The following is an 18,495-nucleotide window of genomic DNA, read 5'->3' as shown; positions in this document are numbered from 1 at the left end:
CGCCGAGACACGCCGTGACACTCTGTTGCTCACCCGATCGACCGAGAGGCCCCCGCATGACCGTCGAGACCGCCCGCTTCGCCACCCGCGCCGTCCACGCCGCGAGAGGCCGAGCCGCTGCCGCCTCCCGTGTGACGCCGATCTACCTGACGGCCGGGTTCGAGTTCGACGACTTCGATCACGCCGCCGACCACTTCGGCACCGGCACCGGATTCGGGTACACCCGCACCGGCAACCCCACGGTGCACGCGGTGGAGCGGCAGCTCGCGAGCCTGGAGTCCGGTGCCGACGCCGTGCTCGTGGCCAGCGGACAGGCCGCGGTGACCACCGCTCTGCTCTCGGTCGTGGGGGCGGGCGACCACATCGTCTCCTCGACCCACATCTACGAGGGCACCCGCGGGCTGTTCCTGGACAACCTCGCCCGACTCGGCATCGAGACGACGTTCGTGAACGACATCGCCGACCCGGATGCCTGGCGGGAGGCCGTACGCCCGACGACCAGGGCGCTGTTCGCGGAGTCGCTCGCCAACGCCCGCAACGACGTGCTCGACGTGGCGGCGGTGAGCGCCGTGGCCGACGAGATCGCCGTCCCCCTGATCGTCGACAACACCCTGGCCACGCCCGCCCTCCTCCGACCGCTGGAGCACGGCGCGGCGATCGTGGTGCACTCCGCGTCGAAGTTCCTCGCGGGGCAGGGCGCGGTGCTCGGCGGCGTCGTGATCGACGACGGCCGGTTCGATGCGGAGCGCGCCGGGCACAACGCCCCGCACCTCGTGCTGCCGGGGCGGGGCGGCGCACCCAGCGTCTTCGCCCGGCACGGCGGCCGCGCACGCATCGGGTACGCCAGGGAGTCGGTGGCTCCGCGGTTCGGTGCCTCGCCCTCGCCCCTCAATGCGTTCCTCATCGGCCAGGGCACCGAGACGCTCAGCCTGCGCGTGGAGCGCCAGTCGCAGAACGCCCTCGCCGTCGCACGCTGGCTCGCCGCACACGACGCCGTGGAGAGCGTGGACTACGTCGGCCTGCCCTCGCATCCTCACCACGAGACCGCGCTGCGCTACCTCGACGGCGGATTCGGCTCCATCTTCACCTTCACGCTGCGCGGCGGTCTCCCCGCGGCCCGTCGCTTCGTGGAGGAGGTGTCCGTGTTCACCCACATGACGCACATCGGCGACGTGCGGTCGCTCGTGCTGCACCCCGGCACGACCAGCCACGCGCAGCGCACCGACGAGGAGCGTCGGGTCCTCGGCGTCGGCCCCGGCACGCTGCGGCTGTCGATCGGCATCGAGGATGTCGACGACCTGATCGGCGACCTCGCGCGGGTGCTCGAGAGCGTCAGGGAGACGGTGGCATGAGCCGCCTGCAGCACTTCGGGTGGTTCCTCGCCCGGGGCTTCGGTCCTCAGGGGTGGGGATATCCGTCCCTGGACTGGGACTACGACTGGACGCGACCGGAGGTCTACCAGGAAGCCGCCCGCACCCTGGAGCAGGCCGGTTTCGACCTCGTGATCATCGAGGATAGCCCCTCGCTCGGCTCGGCGGACACGATCGACCTGCGCGTGCGTCATGCGTTCGGCGGCCCGAAGCACGATCCTCTGCTGCTCGCACCGTACCTCTTCCAGGCGACCCGTCACCTCGGGGTGGTGCCCACCGTGAACCCCGCGGCCTCGCTGCCCTACACCTCGGCCCGGCAGTTCGCGACCCTGCAGCACCTGAGCGGGCACCGGCTCGGCCTCAACGTGGTCACCGACACCGGCAGCGCCCGGCACTTCTCGGCGGCCCCGCAACTCGGCCATGACGAGGCGTACGACCGTGCCGAGGAGTGGCTCGCCGGCATCCGCGCGCTCTGGCGGAGCTGGGACGACGGTGCGCTGGTCGCCGATCCCGTCTCCGGGGTCTACGCGGACGGCACGCGCATGCGTCCGGTGCAGCACCGCGGCGCCCACTACGACTTCGACGGCCCTCTGAACGCCCTGCCCTTCACGGACGGCGAGCCGGCCATCGTCTCCCCGGCGGCTCCGGACGCGGCCTGGCGTTCGCGGGAGCGAACTCCGACGTCCAGCTGGCGCTCGCTCCCCTGCACGAGAAGTCGGTGCGGGAGTACCGGCAGCGGGTGCACGACGCGGCTCTCGCCCGCGGACGCCGGGCCGAGGACGTCAAGATCCTCTTCGCGATCCAGCCCGTGATCACGGCGTCCGCCGAGGAGGCCGACCGGATCGTGGCCGCCTCCGCACACCCGGACGACGCCGCACTCGCGCAGATCGCCCGGAAGCAGTCGAGTGATCTGGAGACCGATCTCACGACCCTCGATCTGGACCGCCCCCTCGACACGTCGATCTTCGGAGCGCACGTCTCCCGCGGGAGCATCCAGCGCCTGATCGGCGATCGGGGCGAGGACGCCCCGCTCCGCGCGCACCTCATCGCACTCGCCCGCACCGGCCGGCTGCGCGACCGCAGCGGGTTCGTGGGTACCGCGGAGGAGTTCGCCGATCTCGTGGAGGAACTGGGCGAGTGGGGCAACGACGGCGTGCTCCTCTGGGGCGACTTCCATCCCGTGACCCTGCACCGCACCCTCGACGAGCTGGTGCCGATCCTCCGCCGCCGCGGGCTCCTCCGCCGCGACTACGCGGACGGCGGTCTGCAGGCGAATCTGCAGGCGTTCTGACCCGCTCCGCGCGGACTCAGTCGCCGACCGGGATGGTGCGCTTCTCGGCGCGCTTCTCCCGGGACGAGGCGATCAGGCTCGCGATCGTCGCAACCGTCATCGACACGAGGATGACGGCGAGCGACACCATGTTGTCGATGTCCGGCACCCATTCCACGTGCTCGCCGCCGTTGATGAACGGGAGCTCGTTGACGTGCAGCGCGTGCAGGATCAGCTTGATGCCGATGAACCCGAGGATCACGGCGATGCCGTAGTGCAGGTAGCGGAGGCGGTCCAGGAGGTCGCCGAGGAGGAAGTAGAGCTGGCGCAGCCCCATGAGAGCGAAGATGTTGGCGGCGAAGACGAGGAAGCCGTTGGTCGTGATCTCGAAGATCGCGGGGATCGAGTCGATCGCGAAGATGAGGTCGGTGACGCCGATCGTGATGAACACGATGATCATCGGCGTCCACATCCGCTTCCCGTCGACGGTCGTGCGGATCTTCGAGCCGTCGTAGGTCTCGCTGATGTCGATCCGGCGGCGGAGCAGCCGGACGATGAAGTTCTCGCGCTTGACGTCGTCCTCGTGCTCGCCTTCCGGCATCGCCTGCCGGATGGCCGTGTAGACGAGGAAGGCGCCGAACAGGTAGAAGATCGGCGAGAAGTTCTCGATGATCGTCACGCCGACGAGGATGAACAGCCCGCGCAGGACCAGCGCGATGATGATCCCGACCATCAGCACCTGCTGCTGCAGACGTCGCGGCACCGCGAACTGCGCCATGATCAGCACGAAGACGAAGAGATTGTCGACGGAGAGGCTGTACTCCAGCGCCCACCCGGTGATGAAGTCCCCGGCGTTCCGCCATCCGCCCACGGTCCCCAGCAGCACCGCGAAGAGCAGGGCGAGGCCCACATAGAACACGACCCAGAGGGTCGACTCCTTGGTGGAGGGGATGTGCGGGCGCAGCCGGATGAGGAGCAGGTCGCCGATCAGGATGATCGTGAGGACGACCATCGAGGTGATCTCGAACCAGACGGGGATGTCCACGGGCGCTGTGCACCTTTCGCGAGGGGTCGGGAATGAGTCGAAAGTCTCTCCCCCGCAGATGTGCGGCGCGCGCCCGGAGCAGCGATGTCGGTGCTCGTGATGACGTTACGCGCGGATTCGGGATACTCCCTCTCGCCCGGGCCATGCTACCGGAGGTGGGGGTCATCGGGACGAGGAAGTCGACACACGACGGCGGATCCGCGTCCGTGCTGAGACGATGGGACATCCGCCGACACTCTCCAGGGAGAGACACCGAACGGAACCAGGATGCCCGGACAGACGAGTGACCAGCGCTGGGCCGCCCAGGCGGCGGCCGGCGACCAGAGCGCCTTCCGCGCGCTGTACCGCGCCCACGTGCGCCCCGTGTACTGGATCGCCCACGGCATCCTCGGCGCCGCCGCCGACGCGGAGGATGTGACGCAGGAGACCTTCGTGGTCGCCTGGCGCAAGCTTCCGGGCCTGGAGCTGCAGGGAGAATCGATCCTCCCCTGGCTCGCGACGATCTGCCGCTTCCAAGCGGCGAACCGTCTGCGTCAGCGGCGCCGCGACCAGGCGCACACGACGGACGCGGCCGACGACCAGCTCCCCGACGTCGTCAGCGTCGAGGACCAGGTGATCACGGCGGCGCTCGCCGCGCGGATCGCCGCGGAGGTGGGCACCCTGAACGAGCTCGACCGGGAGATCTTCCGGCTGTGCGCGTCCGAGGGCTACGCCTATCAGGCCGCCGCCGACGAGCTCGGCGTGACGCACGCCGTCGTCCGGAACCGTCTCTCGCGCGTGCGCACCCAGCTGCGCGGCGCCGTCAAGGAAGTGAGGGACGCATGAACGACCAGACCCCGCAGCAGAGCCTCCCGCCCGTGTCCGACGCGACCGTCGCGCGGATCGAGGACGCCGTCTTCAGCGAGATCCAGGGTGAGCGGCCGCCGGTTCCGCCGCGCGCAGAGCGCGCCAGGAGACGTCGACGCCGGTGGCTCACGGCCGGCGGGATCGCGGCGGCCTTCGTCGTCGGGGTCCTGGTGACGCCGCCGATCCTCGGTGCCGTGGGAGGCGGCGGCTCGTCCGTATCCATCGCGGACGGCGTCGTGGGCTGGTCGACCGACGAGGCGGGCTCGGCCGTGCCGGACCGGGCCGTCGAAGGGGCGACCCTCCCTGGGGCCGTCGGATCGGACGCGGCGGCATCCGCCGAGGATGCCAGGGAGATCGTCGCCACGGCCCAGGCTTCTCTGCGGGTGAAGGACATCGCCGATGCCGCCGCCGCCATCGGCGACCTCGCTGTCAAACACGGCGGCTACGTCGAGAGCACCGAGGTCGGTAAGGCGCTCGCGACGGATGCTCCCGCCGAGCGGGTCCCTGCGGATTCCGGGTACGGCTGGATCACGGTCCGCGTCCCCGCCGAAGACTTGACCACCGTGATCGCCGCCCTCGGCGACACCGGGGAGGTCCTGTCGTCCTCCGTCACGAAGCAGGACGTCACCGCCACCGCGATCGATCTCCGCGCCCGGGTGGAGTCGACCCGCGCCTCGGTGCAGCGGCTCACGGAGCTCATGAGCCAGTCGGGCTCGGTCGCCGATCTCATCGAGGCCGAGGTCGCACTCACCGATCGCCAGGCGCAGCTCGAGTCGTACGAACAGCAGCTCGCCGCACTGGAGGATCAGGTGGCCCTGTCGACCCTCACGGTGGAGCTGTCGCGGGCGGACGCTCCGGCCGCAGCGGACCCCGCGGGCTTCGGCGACGGGTTGCGGGCCGGATGGAATGGTCTGGTCGTCTCGCTCAACGCCCTGGTGATCGCGTTCGGCTTCCTCCTCCCCTGGCTCGCGGTGGCCGCCGTCGTCGTCCTGGTCGTCTGGCTCGTCCGCCGCGGCCGACGGCGCCGGAGGGCCGCGTCCGCTGAGCCCCGCGCGGAGGACTAACCCGACTTTCCGAGGTATACAAGAAGTCTTGTGCGTCTCCGAACCGCTGCATAGCCTTCGGGGCGTGGAAGACATCTCCGTGATCACCGCCGTGCACCATCCGCTGCGACGTCGCATCTACGACCACCTCCTGCTCTACGGCACGTCGCAGGTGACGGCGATCGCCCGCGCGCTCGACAGCCAGGTCGGCAGCATCAGCCATCACCTCCGGATGCTCGAGCGCGCCGGGATCGTCGCGCGTGCCCCCGACCCGACCGGCGATCGGCGCACGAGCTGGTGGACGGTCGCACGGCGGGGCCTCACCTGGTCGGTGGAGGACTTCGCCGACTCCCCCGGCGATGCGCTCCTCGCCCGGGAGGCACAGCGGCAGGGCATCCGTATGCAGATCGACCGTCTGCAGCGCTGGCACCGCCGCCGAGGCGATCCCGCCGTGGCGGACTACGACGCCTCCAACACGGAGGCCACCGCCTGGGCGACCCCGGACGAGCTGCGCGATCTCTCCGCACGCGTCCTGCAGGCGCTGCGGGACTGGCAGGCATCGATCGACGAGGACGACGGCCAGGAGCGCACGCCCGTGTTCTTCTTCGCCCACGCGTTCCCCACGGAACCGTGATGACCGCACTCACCCCGCCCCTCGAGCTCTCGGCCCCTCCTGCGTTCCGGCGCGACCGGATGGTGCACGCGTGGATCGGCGTGAAGGCCCTGTCCGATGCCGGCGACGCCGTGTGGACGATCGCGGTGGCGTGGACGGCCGTGCAGATCGCCTCCCCCGCCCTCGCCGGACTCATCGTCGCCGCCGGCACGATTCCGCGCGCCCTGGTCCTGCTCTTCGGAGGAGTCATCGCGGATCGCGCCGACGCCCGCCGGGTGATGATGGTCTGCAACGCGGTGCGCGTGGGGGTGCTCGTCGCCGCCGCCGTGTGGACGGTCTCGCACGCGCCCACCGTGCCCGTCCTGCTCGCCGCCGCCATGGCGTTCGGGGTGTGCGACGCGTTCTACGAACCCTCGGCCGGCACCATCGGGCGACAGCTGGTACGCACCGACGATCTCCCCTCCTATGCGGCTGTCATCCAGACGGCATCACGCCTGGGCACGATGGGGGGCGCCGCTCTGGGCGGCCTGCTCGTCGCCCAGGCCGGTCTCGCGGGGAGCGCATCGGCGAACGCGGTGACCTTCGCCCTCGTCGTCGGATTCCTGGCGATCGGCCTGCGCCCGCGGTTCCGGCTCGCCAGGGCCCCGCGCACGTCGTCCCTGCGCGCGATCGGCGCGGCGTTCGCGCACCTCGGGGCGAACCCCACGACGCGCACGCTCGTCATCGCCCTCTCCGGGCTCAACCTCGCGGTCGGCCCGGCCGTCGGCATCGGCCTGGCCCTGCGGGCGCACGCCGAAGGCTGGGGGGCTCCCGCGGTCGGCCTGTTCGAGGGCCTCCTCGGCCTCGGCGCCGCCGTGGGCGCTGCCGCGGTCGCGAGATGGCGGCCGCGCCACGAGGCGCGGAGAGGATTCGGCGCTCTCCTCGTCCAGGGAGCGGGCATCGTCGCGCTCGGGTTCGGCCCCGTCTGGACGGTGGCCGTCGCCGCCACCGTCGTCGGCGCCACCGCGGGATACGCCTCCGTGCTGCTGAGCGCGACGTTCGCCGCGACGGTGGACACCGCGTTCCTCGGCCGGATGGGCTCCCTCACCCGGCTCGGCGACGACTGCCTGATGCCGCTCGCGATGGCGGGCTTCGGCGCGCTCGCGACCGTCACCGCCCTCTGGGTGCCGTTCGTCGTGGCCGGTGGCGCGATGATGGCGCTCATGCTCGTGCCGCTCCGGGCTCGCGCGTTCCGGACCCTGTCGCTGCGCGGACGACTGACGCGCACGCTCGGGAACGACGAAAGCCCCCCGGAGAACCGGAGGGCTTTCGTCGTGTTGTGTGACCCCAGCGGGATTCGAACCCGCGTTACCGCCGTGAGAGGGCGGCGTACTAGGCCGCTATACGATGGGGCCGTCTTGCGGAACTTTTCCGTTCCGCGACAACCGTTCAAGTATGCCACGGCGATTCTCACTGCGCCAAATCGAGGCCGCTTCACCCGAGATCCCGGGCGTGGCGCGCCGATTTCCGTTTGCCGCAGACCCCGGGAAGGAGTTGACTCTTCTCATGCGCGTCACCAAGTTCGAACATGCCACCCTTCGCCTGGACCAGAACGACGACACCCTCCTGATCGATCCCGGATCCTTCACCGCCCCGCTGCACGATCTCAGCGGACTGGTCGCCATCGTGCTCACGCACGAGCACCCCGACCACTGGACGCCGGAGCACCTCGACCGGATCCTCCGCGCGGCCCCAGGCACCCCCATCTTCGGGCCGGAGGGCGTGGCGAAGGCGGCGGAGGGCTACGAGGTCACCGTCGTCTCCCCCGGCGACACCGTGGAGGTCGGCGCCTTCACCCTGCGCTTCTTCGGCGGCACGCACGCGGTGATCCACTCGTCGATCCCGACCATCGACAACGTGGGCGTGCTCGTCAACGACACGTTCTACTACCCCGGCGACTCCTATGCGGTGCCCGAGGGCGTCGAGGTCGGCACCCTCGCCGCGCCGCTCGGAGCCCCGTGGCTCAAGATCGGGGAAGCCATCGACTACGTGCTCGCCGTGAAGCCCCGCCGCGCGTTCGGCACGCACGACATGACCCTGTCCGTGATCGGCAAGAACATGCACCGCCAGCGGCTGCAGTGGGCGACCGAGCAGGGCGGCGGCGAGTTCCTCGTGCTCGAACCCGGCGACGCCGTGGATCTGTGACCGCACCGCGACGCCTCCTGCCCGCCCCGACGCCGCGGCTCGCCTTCCGGGAGATGACCGCCGACGACCTCGACGAGATGGCGGCGCTCCTCGGGGATCCGGAAGTCATGGCCTACTACCCGGCGCCGAAGTCGCGAACCGAAGCCGCCGCGTGGATCGCGCGCATGCAGCAGCGCTACCGCGAGGACGGCCACGGTCTCTGGATCATCGAGACGCACGACGGGGAGTTCCTCGGCGACTGCGGTCTCACCTGGCAGTCGGTGAACGACTCCCCCGTCCTCGAAGTCGGCTATCACGTCCGCGCCGACCGCCAGCGGCGCGGCTATGCGACCGAGGCGGCGCGCGCCTGCGTCGACCTCGTCGCGCAGACGTTCGCGCCGATACTCCTCACCGCCATCATCCACCCCGAGAACCAGGCGTCACGAGGCGTGGCGGAGAAGCTCGGCATGAGCCACATCGCCGATGACCACGCCCATCCATGGATCGTGCGGACCGTGATGGGCATGACCGTGGAGGACGCGGCCGGCCGCGCCTCCTGACTGCGGGCCAGGATACCGGGGCACTCTTGCTCCGGTCGTGACCGGATGCTGTACTGGGCGCTCGTAACGTGTTACCTGTCACGAAAGGAACAGTCCTCATGATGATGACCGGAGTTCACCAGAGCAGGAAGAGGATCGGGCTCGCCCTCGCCGGCGTCGCCCTCGTCGCGTCCGGCCTCGTCGGCACGACGGCGACGGCACGGGCGGACGACGATTCCGGCGACCGCGAGGAACGGGCCAGCTCGCGGATCATCGGAGGCACGGCGGTGCCGAACGACGCCTATCCGTTCATGGCGTCCCTCCAGTTCGCCGGCGAGGCCTTCTGTGGCGGCTCGCTGGTGGCGCCGCGCGTCGTGATGACCGCCGCGCATTGCGTCACGGGCGCCGACCCCCTCAGCGGGCTCCCGGTGCCCGACGTGGACGGAGTGACGGTGACGGTCGGCCGCACCGTGCTGTCCGACGGCAGTCAGGGTCAGGATCGCGGTCTCGCCGGCGCGGACGCCGGCGGCCCGGTCGTCGTGCACCCGCGGTACCTCCAGGGGGATGAGGCCTACGACCTCGCCTTCGTGACGCTCGACCGCCCGGTCTCGGGCATCGTGCCCGTGAAGCTGCCCACCAAGGGGACGGACGCCCTCCTCCGTCCTGGACAGTCGGCGACGGTCATCGGCTGGGGCAACACCGACACCGCTCTCGGGAACTTCCCGGACCGGCTCCGTCAGGTCCAGGTGCCGATGCTCGCGACGGAGGAGTGCGAGCTCAGCTACGACTCCTTCCGCCCGGGAGTGAACATGTGTGCCGGCGTCGTCGGCAAGGACTCCTGCCAGGGAGACAGCGGCGGGCCGCTTTTCCGCCGACCTCCGGCGCGCGACACCGCCTACCAGATCGGCGTCGTGTCCTACGGGGACGGCTGCGGCGAGCAGGGCGCGCCAGGGGTGTACGTGTCGCTGAGCTCCGCACCTCTGGGACACGCTGGCAGAGTCCCCTGAGGGCAAGGCCATCGCGAAGAGCCTGAGGCGCTGACCGCTGCCGGGATCGCTGTCGGTCAGCCCTGAGCGCCCCGCACCCGCAGGTCACGCGCGAGGTGGTCGCGCTGCTCGATGAGGAGTCGTCGCAGCGCCGCCGGGGCCTCGGGGGTGGCCGACAGCCAGGCATCGACCAGGTCCAGCGAGGACCGCGCGGGGAACAGACCGATCACCAGGCGACGAGCGATCTCGATGCTCCGCTCCGACCACGCGGTCCCGATCCGCTCGAAGTACTCCTCGTCGAAGGACTCGATGAGTTCGCGGCGGCCGCCGGCGCGGAAGCCCCCGATCTCGGCATCGAGGTGGTCGTTGGTGAGCGACCGGTCGTCCCACGCGGCCGTCCAGGCGGCCGCGCGCACCGCCGCGTCGGGGACGGAGGCGCGAGCGCGGCGGGCGGCGGTGCGTCCGTCGCCGGTGTCGTCCCGCTCCTCCTCCGCAGCGATGTCCGCAAGATCGGCGTGGCCGGTCGACACGAGGGCCGTGAGGAGCTGCCAGCGCAGGTCGGGATCCACGACGAGCCCTTCGGGCACATCGCCGTCGAGCAGGGCACGGACCTCGGCGTGATGGATGTCATCGAAAGCCGAGGCCGCCGCCAGCGCGCGCGCCCAGGAGAGCTGGGCGTCGCTGCCGGCGTCCGCCTGCTGCAGCGTCGACCACGTGGCCTCGGTCCAGGCGCGCTGCTCCGCGTCGCGTCGGTCGTCGCGGACGAAATGCCGCAGCGCGAAAGCGGCGTCGAGGAGCGCTGCGGCCAGCAGACCGCCGTTCGACTCCCGCGGCGCGTGCGCCCGCACGATCGCGACGAAGCGAGCCGCGTCGAGTTCGCCGTCACGGGTGGCGTTCCAGAGCGACGACCACACGAGCGCACGGGCGAGCGGGTCCTCGATGTCGGACAGCGACTCCTCGACGGTGCGGAGGGACCGCTCGTCGAGGCGCGCCTTCGCATAGGTGAGGTCGTCGTCGTTGAGCAGCACGAGATCGGCCTCGGGGAGGTCGATGTCCACGCGCTCCCCGATCAGGTCCAGCTCCCGCTGCTCCCGCCGCACGATGCGGCCATCCACGCGGTCGTACAGCCCGATCCGCAGGCGGTGCGGACGGACGTCGTCCTGCACGAGGTGGTGTCCTCCGTCGGCGTCGGTCTCCGTCCAGATCGTCGAGACGCCCGTCGTCTGCAGCCAGGCGGCCGCCCAGTCGGTCATGTCCCGGCCGGAGACCGCGCTGAGCTCGACGAGGAAGTCGTCGAGAGTGGTGTTGCCGAAGGCGTTGGCGGCGAAGTACCGGCGAGCCCCCTCGAAGAACGCCTCGTCGCCTACGAAGGCGACCAGCTGCTTCAGCACCGAAGCGCCCTTGGCGTAGGTGATGCCGTCGAAGTTCAGCTTCGCGGCCTCGAGGTCGGGGATGTCGGCGACGATGGGGTGGGTCGTGGGGAGCTGATCCTGCTGATAGGCCCAGGCCTTGCGACGCATGGCGAACGTCACCCACGCGTCGTGGAACCGGGTGGCCACCGCCGAGGCGTGCGAGCCCATGTAGTCGGCGAACGACTCCTTGAGCCAGAGGTCGTCCCACCACGTCATCGTGACGAGGTCGCCGAACCACATGTGCGCCATCTCGTGGAGGATCGTGTTGGCCCGGCTCGCCCGCTGCGCCTCGGTGGCGGCGCCGCGCGAGAGGTAGCCCTCCGTGAAGGTGACCAGACCGGGATTCTCCATCGCACCGAGGTTGTACTCAGGGACGAAGACCTGGTCGTACTTGCCCCACGGATAGGGATAGGCGAAGGCGTCGGTGAAGAAGTCGAGCCCCTGCCGGGTGACCTCGAGGATCTCGTCGGCCTCGAGGTGATCGACGAGCGAGCGGCGGACGAACACCCCGAGGGCGACCTGCTGCTCGTCTCTGGTCCACTCCCCGTCGACGCGGGCATAGGGGCCGGCCGCGATCGCCGTGATGTAGCTCGAGATCGGCAGGGTGGGGGCGAACTGCACCCGCTGCACGCCGACGCCGAGGTCGACGTGAGCCGGCGACTGGTTCGAGAGCACCTCCCACCCGGACGGCGCGTCGACGACGAAGGTGTACTCAGCCTTCATGTCCGGCTGCTCGAAGCAGGCCATCACCCGGCGGGAGTCCGCGGGCTCGTACTGGGTGTACAGGTAGGTGCGGTCGTCTGCCGGGTCGTGGAACCGGTGCAGACCCTCCCCCGACCGGCTGTAGGCACCGACCGCCTCGACCAGGACGACGTTCGAGGCCGCGAGGCCGTCGATCGTCAGGCGCGCCCCGTCGTAGACGACGTCCCGCTGCTCCCCGTTCACCTCGACGCGGACGACCTCCTCGCCGATGAAGTCCAGCCACGTGCTCTGGACGGTCGCATCGAACTCCAGGACGGTCGTGGTCGGGAAGCCCGTGCGCGCTCGCTCCGGGGCTCCGGTCAGGTCCAGCTCGACGCGGATGCGGTGCAGGGTGATCGCAGCGGATCGCGCCGCGGTCTCCTCACGGGTCAGGTTCGCGGTGTGCATCCCCCCATCCTGGCATCTTCCCGGGGACGACCGGGGAGCGTCGGCGCGTTCAGCCGCGCCGCCCTGTGCCTCGCCGGTTGACCTTCCGCGACGTCTCCGGTCCACCCAGCAGTCGCCGGATCGCCGTCTCGGGGGTCACGTCGAGGTCGAGCGTCCGCCCCCGACCGTACTGCCGGAACACACGGGGATCGATGTAGCTGTTGCGGGCGACCGCGGTCGTGTTGCCGAGGGCGGTCGCCGCCGCCTGCACCGCGAGACGTTCGGCCTGGTTCCGCTGACCGCGGCGGTCGAGGGCTCCGATGCGGGCGAGGGCGTCTGCGGCGATGATCGTGCCGTGCAGCGTCCGGAAGTCCTTGGCCGAGAAGCTGGCCCCGAGCACCTCCTTGAGGTACGTGTTGACCTCGGCGGGCGTGATCTTCACCCGCCGCCGGCCTTTCCGGTACGCCAGGAGGAAGGCGGTCGAGGCACCGCTCGCGAAGTCGGTGAGGGCTTCGGCGAGGGATTCGTCGGTGATCTCGATCGCGGCAGTCTGTCCGCTCTTCGCCGGGAAGGAGAGGGCGACGTCGCCGCCGTCGATGCGGACATCGCGGCGGCGGAGCGTGGTCAGGCCACGGCTGCCGTGACGCGCCAGGTAGCGTTCCGAACCGATCCGCAGCGCGGCGTCGTCGAGGAGGCGGAAGGCGATCGCGAGGGCGCGCTCCTTCGTCTGCCCGTCCTCCTTGAGCGCCTTGGTGACCTGCGCCCGAGCGCTGGGCAGAGCTGCGGCGAGGTCCAGCGCACGGACGAACTTGCGACGGTCGCGGGAGACCCGCCAGAGCGGGTGATACAGGTATTGCTTGCGCCCGGCGGTGTCGATCCCGACGGCCTGGATGTGCGCGAGCGGGTCGGCCGCGATCCACACGTCCTGCCATGCCGGCGGGATCACCAGGTCGCTGATGCGTTCGCGATCCGCCTCGGGCGCCGGCTCCCCCGTCGGATCGACGTACCGGAATCCCGAGCTCGTCCGCTTCCGTGTGAAACCCGGGTCCTGGCCGGGTACCACTCGCACCAGTCGCGCCATGCGTCTCTCCTCCCGCCGTGCAGCTCCTCCGAGTGTGGAGTGACCGCGGTCTCGGCGGGAAGGGAGTGGCGTCTCACCCCGCCGGCGTGCTATCCGCGTCGGCGTCCTTCGCGAAGACCGCCCGCATGTGGTCGCTGGTGAGGAAGTCCGCGATGCCGATCATGATCAGGCTGAAGACGATCTGCTCGGTGACCATCCAGACCGGGTAGAGGCCGGGGATCGCCGCCATGACGAGCGTGATGACGGGGAAGATCTGCGCGAACAACCGCAGCCGGAGGTAGGCCCAACGCCATCCGCGGCGCGCGCGCCAGGCGAAGTAGAACAGCGTCGCCGTCATCGCCAGCACCACGAGGGTGCGCATCCACACGGCGAACGGCACGCTGTCGCCGTCGGCGGCGAGCACCAGGGCGACCACCACGGCGCCGACCCCGAGCACCAGTTCGGCGACGAGCAGCCAGAGGATCCAGGTGAAGGCACGGACGGTCCGCGGATGGGTGCGACCGGCGTCGCTGATCAGCACACCGGCCTGCCGCCCACCCGCGATCCGGTCGAGACGGAGGAAGAGCGGTTCGAGGGCCATGCTCGGAGCCTAGACCGGCGGCGTCCGTTCGACCTCGTCCGTTCGATGGACCTCGGCGCTGCTGCCGTTGGCCGCTGCCGGGAGCACCCGCTCCAGTACGACCGCCAGCACGCCGACGGCGAGGCTGCCCGCGACCATGACCGCGATGAACCAACCGCTCACGCCGACGCCGAGGAGGACGCCCGCGACGAGCGGACCGAGGATGGCACCGCCCTGGAAGGCCGCGGAGTTGAGGGCGTTGTAGCGCCCGCGGGTGCGGTCCGTCGCGAGATCGTTGTAGATGGCCGGGATCGTCGGCTGCATCATCGTCTCCCCGAAGGCGAACACGCCCATGAACGCGATGACGGCGATCGCAGCCGTGACCGAGTCGGGAAGCAGGCCCGCGGCGCCGAGCATGACCCAGGAGACGGCCCAGATGAGGGCCATGACCTGCATGACCCTGGTGCGCCGGCGCCCGGTGATGAGCCGGAGGACGGCGAACTGCAGCAGCACGATGACGGCCGTGTTCACCGCGAACGAGATGCCGACGACGGCGGTCGAGACCTGGGCGATCTGACGGGCGTAGGCGGGGAAGCCCGCCTCGATCTGTCCGTAGCCGATGAAGACGGAGAAGAAGGTCAGCAGCGTCATCCAGAGCACCGCAGGGCGCCGCAGGATCTCCCGGTAACCGCCCTCGGTGGTCACGGCCGGGTCCGGGTCCGCCTGGGTGCGCACGTGCCGGAGCGGGCCGAGGAGCAGAGCGAGCGGGATGAGGCTCGTGGCCGCGTCGATGAGGAAGATCGTGGTGAACGTCGACGGCTCCGTCACGTCGACGAAGAAGCCGCCGATGATCCCGCCAACGCCGATGCCGAGGTTGACGAGGGCGAAGTTCACGCCGAAGTACTGCTGACGGACCTCGCCGTCGACCACCGAGGCGATGAGGGCGTTGAAGCCGGGCCAGGAGACCCCGAAGTTGATCCCGATGAGCACGACCGCGACGGTCGCGACGGCGGGATGCGTGGCGTAGGCGAGGAGCGTGCACCCCGCGATCATCGCCAGCAGTCCCACGATCAGCACGCGCCGGGCGCCGAAGCGATCGATGAGCGTGCCACCGGGACCCGTGACCACGAGCCCCGTGATCGCGATGAGGCTCATGAGCGCTCCGGAGAACCCGAGGTCGAAGCCGCGGACCTCGTGGAGGTAGATGATCGTGAACGGCAGCGTCATCCCCCGCCCGAGGGTCTGGATCGCCACGGTCGACAGCAGCCAGCGTCCCTCGGTGGGCAACGCGTTCCAGAAGGACTTCATACCGATCACCTCGTCATTGTTCCAGGAGCCGCGGACATCGGATGACCGCCGGGCTCCCGGGAGCAAAGCCGATATTCTGCGAACATGCCCGTGTCGTTCGAAGACTTCCGCTCCGCCCTGCTCCACGCACCGACCCGTGAGGCCTGGGGCCTCGTGCTCACCGATGCCGAGGCGCAGCAGGTCGCCGCGGACGAGCAGGCGAGCCGGGCCTGGTACGACTACTTCCTCGCGACCACGGCGCCGGCGCCGACCGCCCCGGCGGCGGCACCGCTCGGAGGACACGAGCTCCCCGTCGCCGCCGCGCCGGCCTTCGCCGCGGCACCCCCGCCGGCACCCGCCGCCGACCCGTGGCCCCCCGCACCCGCGGAGAGCCCGGAGCGGAAGAGCCGGGTCGGACTCTGGGTGACGCTGGGCATCGTGGGCGCGCTGCTCCTGATCGCCGCGATCGTGACGGTGTTCGCCTTCGCGACCGCACGCCACTGGACCAAGATCGACGTACCGGAGAAGCCCGAGACCTTCCATAGCGAGGAGTACGAGACCGGTAAGTACCTCGTCGCCGACGACGGCGTGAGCCCGTGCGCGGTGGACCAGGACTGGACGGACTGCATCGGGCTCATGGAGGCCGAGTACGCGGGAGCATGCGCCGGGGTCGACCTCGTCCCGGCGTCCGCGGACCTGTGCGCGCAGCACCGTACCGAGATCGACCGGATGATCGCGGAGGACGCGGACGGGATGTACGTGGCCTCCCTCGGCGACTTCGGGCACCTCACCCGGACGCCGGAGACGGCGACGCGCCAGGTCTCGAACGACGATGCCGAGCCGGCCGTCACGCATGAGGCCGTGTGCTATCTCGGGTTCCTCGGGGAGTGCGAGTAGCGCCTCGCGGCCCCGTGCTCCCCCGTCGGACGTCACCTCATCGGGAGGATGTCGCGGACTCCCGCGCGGTCCTAGGCTTCGCGTGACCAGCGCGGGGACGACCCGCCGGGTCCCGTGATGTCGATGCTGACGAGAAGGAGTGACCCATGTCCGACGAGACCTATGTCGCGGTCGCGGCGCAGTACGCCGACCAGGAGCGCGCCGTCGAGGACTTCGGCGCGATCCGCGCGCATTACCGAGAGGATGACAGGCACGAACACGGGCCGCTCGACGCGGCGGTGATCGCCCGCGCGCTGGACGGCAGGCTCACGATCGTCGAGCGCGATGACGGCGGCAGGAGCCACGGAGCCCGCAAGGGCCTGGCCATCGGACTCGCGAGCGGGCTCGCGCTCGCGCTGTTCCCCGCCGTCGCCGTGGGCACGGCCGTCGTGGCCGCCGGAGGGGCCGGCGCCGGTATCGGAGCCGTCGCCGGGCACATCGGCCGAAAGACGCCCTCCAAAGACCTCGAGGCCATCAGCGAGACCCTGGACGCAGGAAGCGCGGGCATCGTCTTCGTCGTCGACCCCGCCGACGCGGCCGAGGTCGAGGAGCTGCTGGTCCACGCGACCCGGGTGACGCGGCGCGAGCTCTCCGTCGATCAGGACGAGCTCGACAGCGCCGTCGACGGCGCGTACGAGTGACGGGGTCGGCGCGCCGGATCCCGACCCGGCGAGCCGTCAGCGTGCCCGGCCCGCCGGACCCCCGGCTGGCTCCCCGTCGCCGGACGCCGTCGCCGAGGTCGGCAGGGTGATGCTGATCGCCGCGGCCGCGGCGGCGGCATCCGCGACGGTTCCCTCCGCCGGACGGTGCCGCCCCATGACGACGGCCATCAGCACGCCGGCGAGGCTGAATCCCGCCATCACCCACGAGGTCGCCGCCAGACCGTCCGCCAGCGCGTCGGACGCGTCGACGCCGCCTGCGGTCCGAGACGCGATCACCGAGCCGTAGATCGACGCCGCGAGTGCCGTGGCCACGGCGGCGCCGATGTACCGCGCCATGTTCGAGACGCCGGACGCCTCGCCGACCTGATTCGCGGGCACCGCCGCCGTCGCCGCCGACGACGCAGGGCCGTTCGAGAGTCCCATGCCGACCGCGACGGCGATCAGCGGGAGGACGAAGACGGCGTACGTCCAGGAGGCGCCGGTGAAGCCGATGACCGCGAAGCCCGCCGCGGAGATGGCGAATCCGGCGCCGACGACCTGTCTGCCGCCCAGACGTGCGGCGAGGCGAGGCACGAGGGGCGCGACCAGGACGAGGCCGACCGTGGCGGGCAACGTGGCCAGACCCGCCTGGAGCGGACTGAATCCGAGGCTCGCCGGGTCTTGGAAGTACAGGCTCAGGAGGTACATCAGGGCGTTCACGGTGCCGGCGCCGATCAGGATCGCGACCGTGGAGCCGACCAGGACCCGGTTTCGCAGCAGGGCGAGATCCAGGAGCGGGACCTTCACCCGGCGCTCGACGAGCACGAACGCGATGCCGGCGACGACCCCGAGGGCGAGGGACCCGAGGGTCGCCGGCGAGCCCCAGCCCCACTCGGCCCCCTTGCTCATGGCGAGGATGATCGGAGCGAGGGTGAGGGCGACCAGGGCGGTGCCGGCGTAGTCGATCGAGTGCGAGCGGTTCTCATCCCGGGACTCGGACACCGTGGCGGCGGTGATGACGATGCACACGACGCCGACGACGGCATCCACCCAGAACAGGCCCTGCCAGCCGGTGATCCCGACCAGCAGGCCCCCCAGCAGCGGTCCCGCCGCCGCACCGACCGCGGCCGCCGCCCCCCACAGCGAGACGGCGCGCAGCTGTGCCTGACCGCTGTTCGCCACCGACAGCAGGCTCATGCCGCAGGCGAGGATCGTCGCACCCGCCGCGCCCTGGATCATCCGGCCCGCGATCACCATCCCCCCGTTCGGCGACAGCGCGATGAGGACGCAGGAGGCGACGAAGAGGAGCAGGCCCAGTTGGAAGACGCGTCGGCGACCGAACACGTCGCCGAGCGAGCCGGACGTGATGATGACGGCCGCTCCGACGAGGGAGTACCCGGTGACCGCCCACTGCAGGTCGGTCACGGACATGCCGGTGTCCTCGCTGATCGCCGGAAGCAGGATGCTGACGGCGGACGTGTTGGCGTTGACCACGAGGGTCGACAGGCAGGTCGCCGCGAGCACCCCTCCGGTCCGCGCTGCGGTCGGTGTGCTGCTCATCGCCACTCCCTTCTGC

At 70.8% G+C, this 18,495-nt stretch carries 15 protein-coding genes, 1 tRNA gene and 2 pseudogenes; 11 read left to right on the top strand and 7 right to left on the bottom strand.

The annotated features are described in order from the left end of the window. The first annotated feature begins 56 nt into the window (after window positions 1-56). Window positions 57-1,352 carry an O-acetylhomoserine aminocarboxypropyltransferase/cysteine synthase family protein gene (locus ACFU8V_RS09710; RefSeq protein ID WP_378870718.1) on the top strand — a complete coding sequence of 432 codons (1,296 nt, stop codon included), beginning with the start codon at window positions 57-59 and terminating at the stop codon, window positions 1,350-1,352. Next, window positions 1,349-2,661: pseudogene (locus tag ACFU8V_RS09705) on the top strand (LLM class flavin-dependent oxidoreductase). The gene ACFU8V_RS09710 and the pseudogene ACFU8V_RS09705 overlap by 4 nt, the downstream one beginning before the upstream one ends. A 16-nt stretch (window positions 2,662-2,677) precedes the next feature. On the opposite strand, the gene ACFU8V_RS09700 reads toward ACFU8V_RS09705, so the two are convergent. Then, complete coding sequence (locus ACFU8V_RS09700) at window positions 2,678-3,685, bottom strand: TerC/Alx family metal homeostasis membrane protein (protein ID WP_025103305.1); 1,008 nt, start codon at window positions 3,683-3,685, stop codon at window positions 2,678-2,680. 267 nt (window positions 3,686-3,952) lie between these two features. Here ACFU8V_RS09700 and ACFU8V_RS09695 point away from each other — a divergent pair, with 267 nt between their 5' ends. From ACFU8V_RS09695 to ACFU8V_RS09680, 4 genes and pseudogenes are all read left to right on the top strand, one after another. Continuing rightward, complete coding sequence (locus tag ACFU8V_RS09695; RefSeq protein ID WP_126892999.1) at window positions 3,953-4,510, top strand: RNA polymerase sigma factor; 558 nt, start codon at window positions 3,953-3,955, stop codon at window positions 4,508-4,510. Beyond that, complete coding sequence (locus tag ACFU8V_RS09690) at window positions 4,507-5,595, top strand: DUF4349 domain-containing protein (RefSeq protein WP_378870713.1); 1,089 nt, start codon at window positions 4,507-4,509, stop codon at window positions 5,593-5,595. The genes ACFU8V_RS09695 and ACFU8V_RS09690 overlap by 4 nt, the downstream gene beginning before the upstream one ends. Before the next feature lie 64 nt (window positions 5,596-5,659). Next, window positions 5,660-6,208 carry a helix-turn-helix domain-containing protein gene (locus ACFU8V_RS09685; RefSeq protein WP_303709027.1) on the top strand — a complete coding sequence of 183 codons (549 nt, stop codon included), beginning with the start codon at window positions 5,660-5,662 and terminating at the stop codon, window positions 6,206-6,208. Further along, window positions 6,208-7,371, top strand: a pseudogene (locus tag ACFU8V_RS09680) (MFS transporter); the annotation flags it as partial. The gene ACFU8V_RS09685 and the pseudogene ACFU8V_RS09680, both read left to right, overlap by 1 nt. A 137-nt stretch (window positions 7,372-7,508) precedes the next feature. On the opposite strand, the gene ACFU8V_RS09675 reads toward ACFU8V_RS09680, so the two are convergent. After that, window positions 7,509-7,581, bottom strand: a tRNA-Glu gene (locus ACFU8V_RS09675). Between the two features lie 151 nt (window positions 7,582-7,732). Between ACFU8V_RS09675 and ACFU8V_RS09670 the strand changes: the two genes are divergently transcribed. The 3 genes from ACFU8V_RS09670 (at window position 7,733) to ACFU8V_RS09660 (ending at window position 9,896) form a co-directional block, all read left to right on the top strand. Continuing rightward, window positions 7,733-8,371: an MBL fold metallo-hydrolase gene (locus ACFU8V_RS09670; RefSeq protein ID WP_025103300.1), complete on the top strand. Its 639-nt coding sequence runs from the start codon at window positions 7,733-7,735 to the stop codon at window positions 8,369-8,371. Next, complete coding sequence (locus tag ACFU8V_RS09665) at window positions 8,368-8,910, top strand: GNAT family N-acetyltransferase (protein WP_274543239.1); 543 nt, start codon at window positions 8,368-8,370, stop codon at window positions 8,908-8,910. The genes ACFU8V_RS09670 and ACFU8V_RS09665 overlap by 4 nt, the downstream gene beginning before the upstream one ends. A 98-nt stretch (window positions 8,911-9,008) precedes the next feature. Beyond that, window positions 9,009-9,896, top strand: coding sequence for a S1 family peptidase (locus ACFU8V_RS09660; RefSeq protein WP_378870708.1), 888 nt, complete (start codon window positions 9,009-9,011; stop codon window positions 9,894-9,896). 56 nt (window positions 9,897-9,952) lie between these two features. On the opposite strand, the gene pepN is transcribed toward ACFU8V_RS09660, so the two are convergent. From pepN to ACFU8V_RS09640, 4 genes are all read right to left on the bottom strand, one after another. Continuing rightward, window positions 9,953-12,436, bottom strand: coding sequence for an aminopeptidase N (pepN, locus tag ACFU8V_RS09655; RefSeq protein WP_378870705.1), 2,484 nt, complete (start codon window positions 12,434-12,436; stop codon window positions 9,953-9,955). A gap of 49 nt (window positions 12,437-12,485) precedes the next feature. Continuing rightward, window positions 12,486-13,496, bottom strand: coding sequence for a DNA topoisomerase IB (locus tag ACFU8V_RS09650; RefSeq protein WP_303709021.1), 1,011 nt, complete (start codon window positions 13,494-13,496; stop codon window positions 12,486-12,488). 73 nt (window positions 13,497-13,569) lie between these two features. Further along, on the bottom strand, window positions 13,570-14,076 hold the full coding sequence (locus ACFU8V_RS09645) for a hypothetical protein (RefSeq protein ID WP_071328486.1): 507 nt from the start codon (window positions 14,074-14,076) through the stop codon (window positions 13,570-13,572). Window positions 14,077-14,085: 9 nt separating this feature from the next. Beyond that, window positions 14,086-15,363 carry an MFS transporter gene (locus ACFU8V_RS09640; protein ID WP_062634792.1) on the bottom strand — a complete coding sequence of 426 codons (1,278 nt, stop codon included), beginning with the start codon at window positions 15,361-15,363 and terminating at the stop codon, window positions 14,086-14,088. Between the two features lie 84 nt (window positions 15,364-15,447). On the opposite strand from ACFU8V_RS09640, the gene ACFU8V_RS09635 reads away from it, so the two are divergent. Both ACFU8V_RS09635 and ACFU8V_RS09630 read left to right on the top strand, forming a co-directional pair. Next, window positions 15,448-16,239: a hypothetical protein gene (locus ACFU8V_RS09635; RefSeq protein ID WP_378870701.1), complete on the top strand. Its 792-nt coding sequence runs from the start codon at window positions 15,448-15,450 to the stop codon at window positions 16,237-16,239. A 146-nt stretch (window positions 16,240-16,385) separates the two neighbouring features. Further along, complete coding sequence (locus ACFU8V_RS09630) at window positions 16,386-16,919, top strand: DUF1269 domain-containing protein (RefSeq protein ID WP_085606966.1); 534 nt, start codon at window positions 16,386-16,388, stop codon at window positions 16,917-16,919. Between the two features lie 36 nt (window positions 16,920-16,955). Here the strand turns inward: ACFU8V_RS09630 and ACFU8V_RS09625 are convergent, their stop codons facing one another. After that, the gene (locus ACFU8V_RS09625) at window positions 16,956-18,479 is read right to left on the bottom strand and encodes an MFS transporter (protein ID WP_303709538.1); all 1,524 of its coding nucleotides are present in this window, start codon (window positions 18,477-18,479) and stop codon (window positions 16,956-16,958) included. Window positions 18,480-18,495: the final 16 nt, after the last annotated feature.

Origin of the sequence: Microbacterium sp. NPDC057658, assembly GCF_042799975.1 — a bacterium.
Classification (GTDB): domain Bacteria; phylum Actinomycetota; class Actinomycetes; order Actinomycetales; family Microbacteriaceae; genus Microbacterium.
This window is presented reverse-complemented; position numbering and strand designations above follow the sequence as displayed.

Excerpts from the sequence above, each read along its gene's own strand:
- ACFU8V_RS09710 (WP_378870718.1), top strand. The coding sequence starts at position 57 with ATGACCGTCGAGACCGCCCGCTTCGCCACCCGCGCCGTCCACGCCGCG.
- ACFU8V_RS09695 (WP_126892999.1), top strand. The coding sequence starts at position 3,953 with ATGCCCGGACAGACGAGTGACCAGCGCTGGGCCGCCCAGGCGGCGGCC.
- ACFU8V_RS09690 (WP_378870713.1), top strand. The coding sequence starts at position 4,507 with ATGAACGACCAGACCCCGCAGCAGAGCCTCCCGCCCGTGTCCGACGCG.
- ACFU8V_RS09670 (WP_025103300.1), top strand. The coding sequence starts at position 7,733 with ATGCGCGTCACCAAGTTCGAACATGCCACCCTTCGCCTGGACCAGAAC.
- ACFU8V_RS09660 (WP_378870708.1), top strand. The coding sequence starts at position 9,009 with ATGATGATGACCGGAGTTCACCAGAGCAGGAAGAGGATCGGGCTCGCC.
- pepN (WP_378870705.1), bottom strand. The coding sequence starts at position 12,436 with ATGCACACCGCGAACCTGACCCGTGAGGAGACCGCGGCGCGATCCGCT.
- ACFU8V_RS09650 (WP_303709021.1), bottom strand. The coding sequence starts at position 13,496 with ATGGCGCGACTGGTGCGAGTGGTACCCGGCCAGGACCCGGGTTTCACA.
- ACFU8V_RS09645 (WP_071328486.1), bottom strand. The coding sequence starts at position 14,076 with ATGGCCCTCGAACCGCTCTTCCTCCGTCTCGACCGGATCGCGGGTGGG.
- ACFU8V_RS09640 (WP_062634792.1), bottom strand. The coding sequence starts at position 15,363 with ATGAAGTCCTTCTGGAACGCGTTGCCCACCGAGGGACGCTGGCTGCTG.
- ACFU8V_RS09635 (WP_378870701.1), top strand. The coding sequence starts at position 15,448 with ATGCCCGTGTCGTTCGAAGACTTCCGCTCCGCCCTGCTCCACGCACCG.
- ACFU8V_RS09630 (WP_085606966.1), top strand. The coding sequence starts at position 16,386 with ATGTCCGACGAGACCTATGTCGCGGTCGCGGCGCAGTACGCCGACCAG.
- ACFU8V_RS09625 (WP_303709538.1), bottom strand. The coding sequence starts at position 18,479 with ATGAGCAGCACACCGACCGCAGCGCGGACCGGAGGGGTGCTCGCGGCG.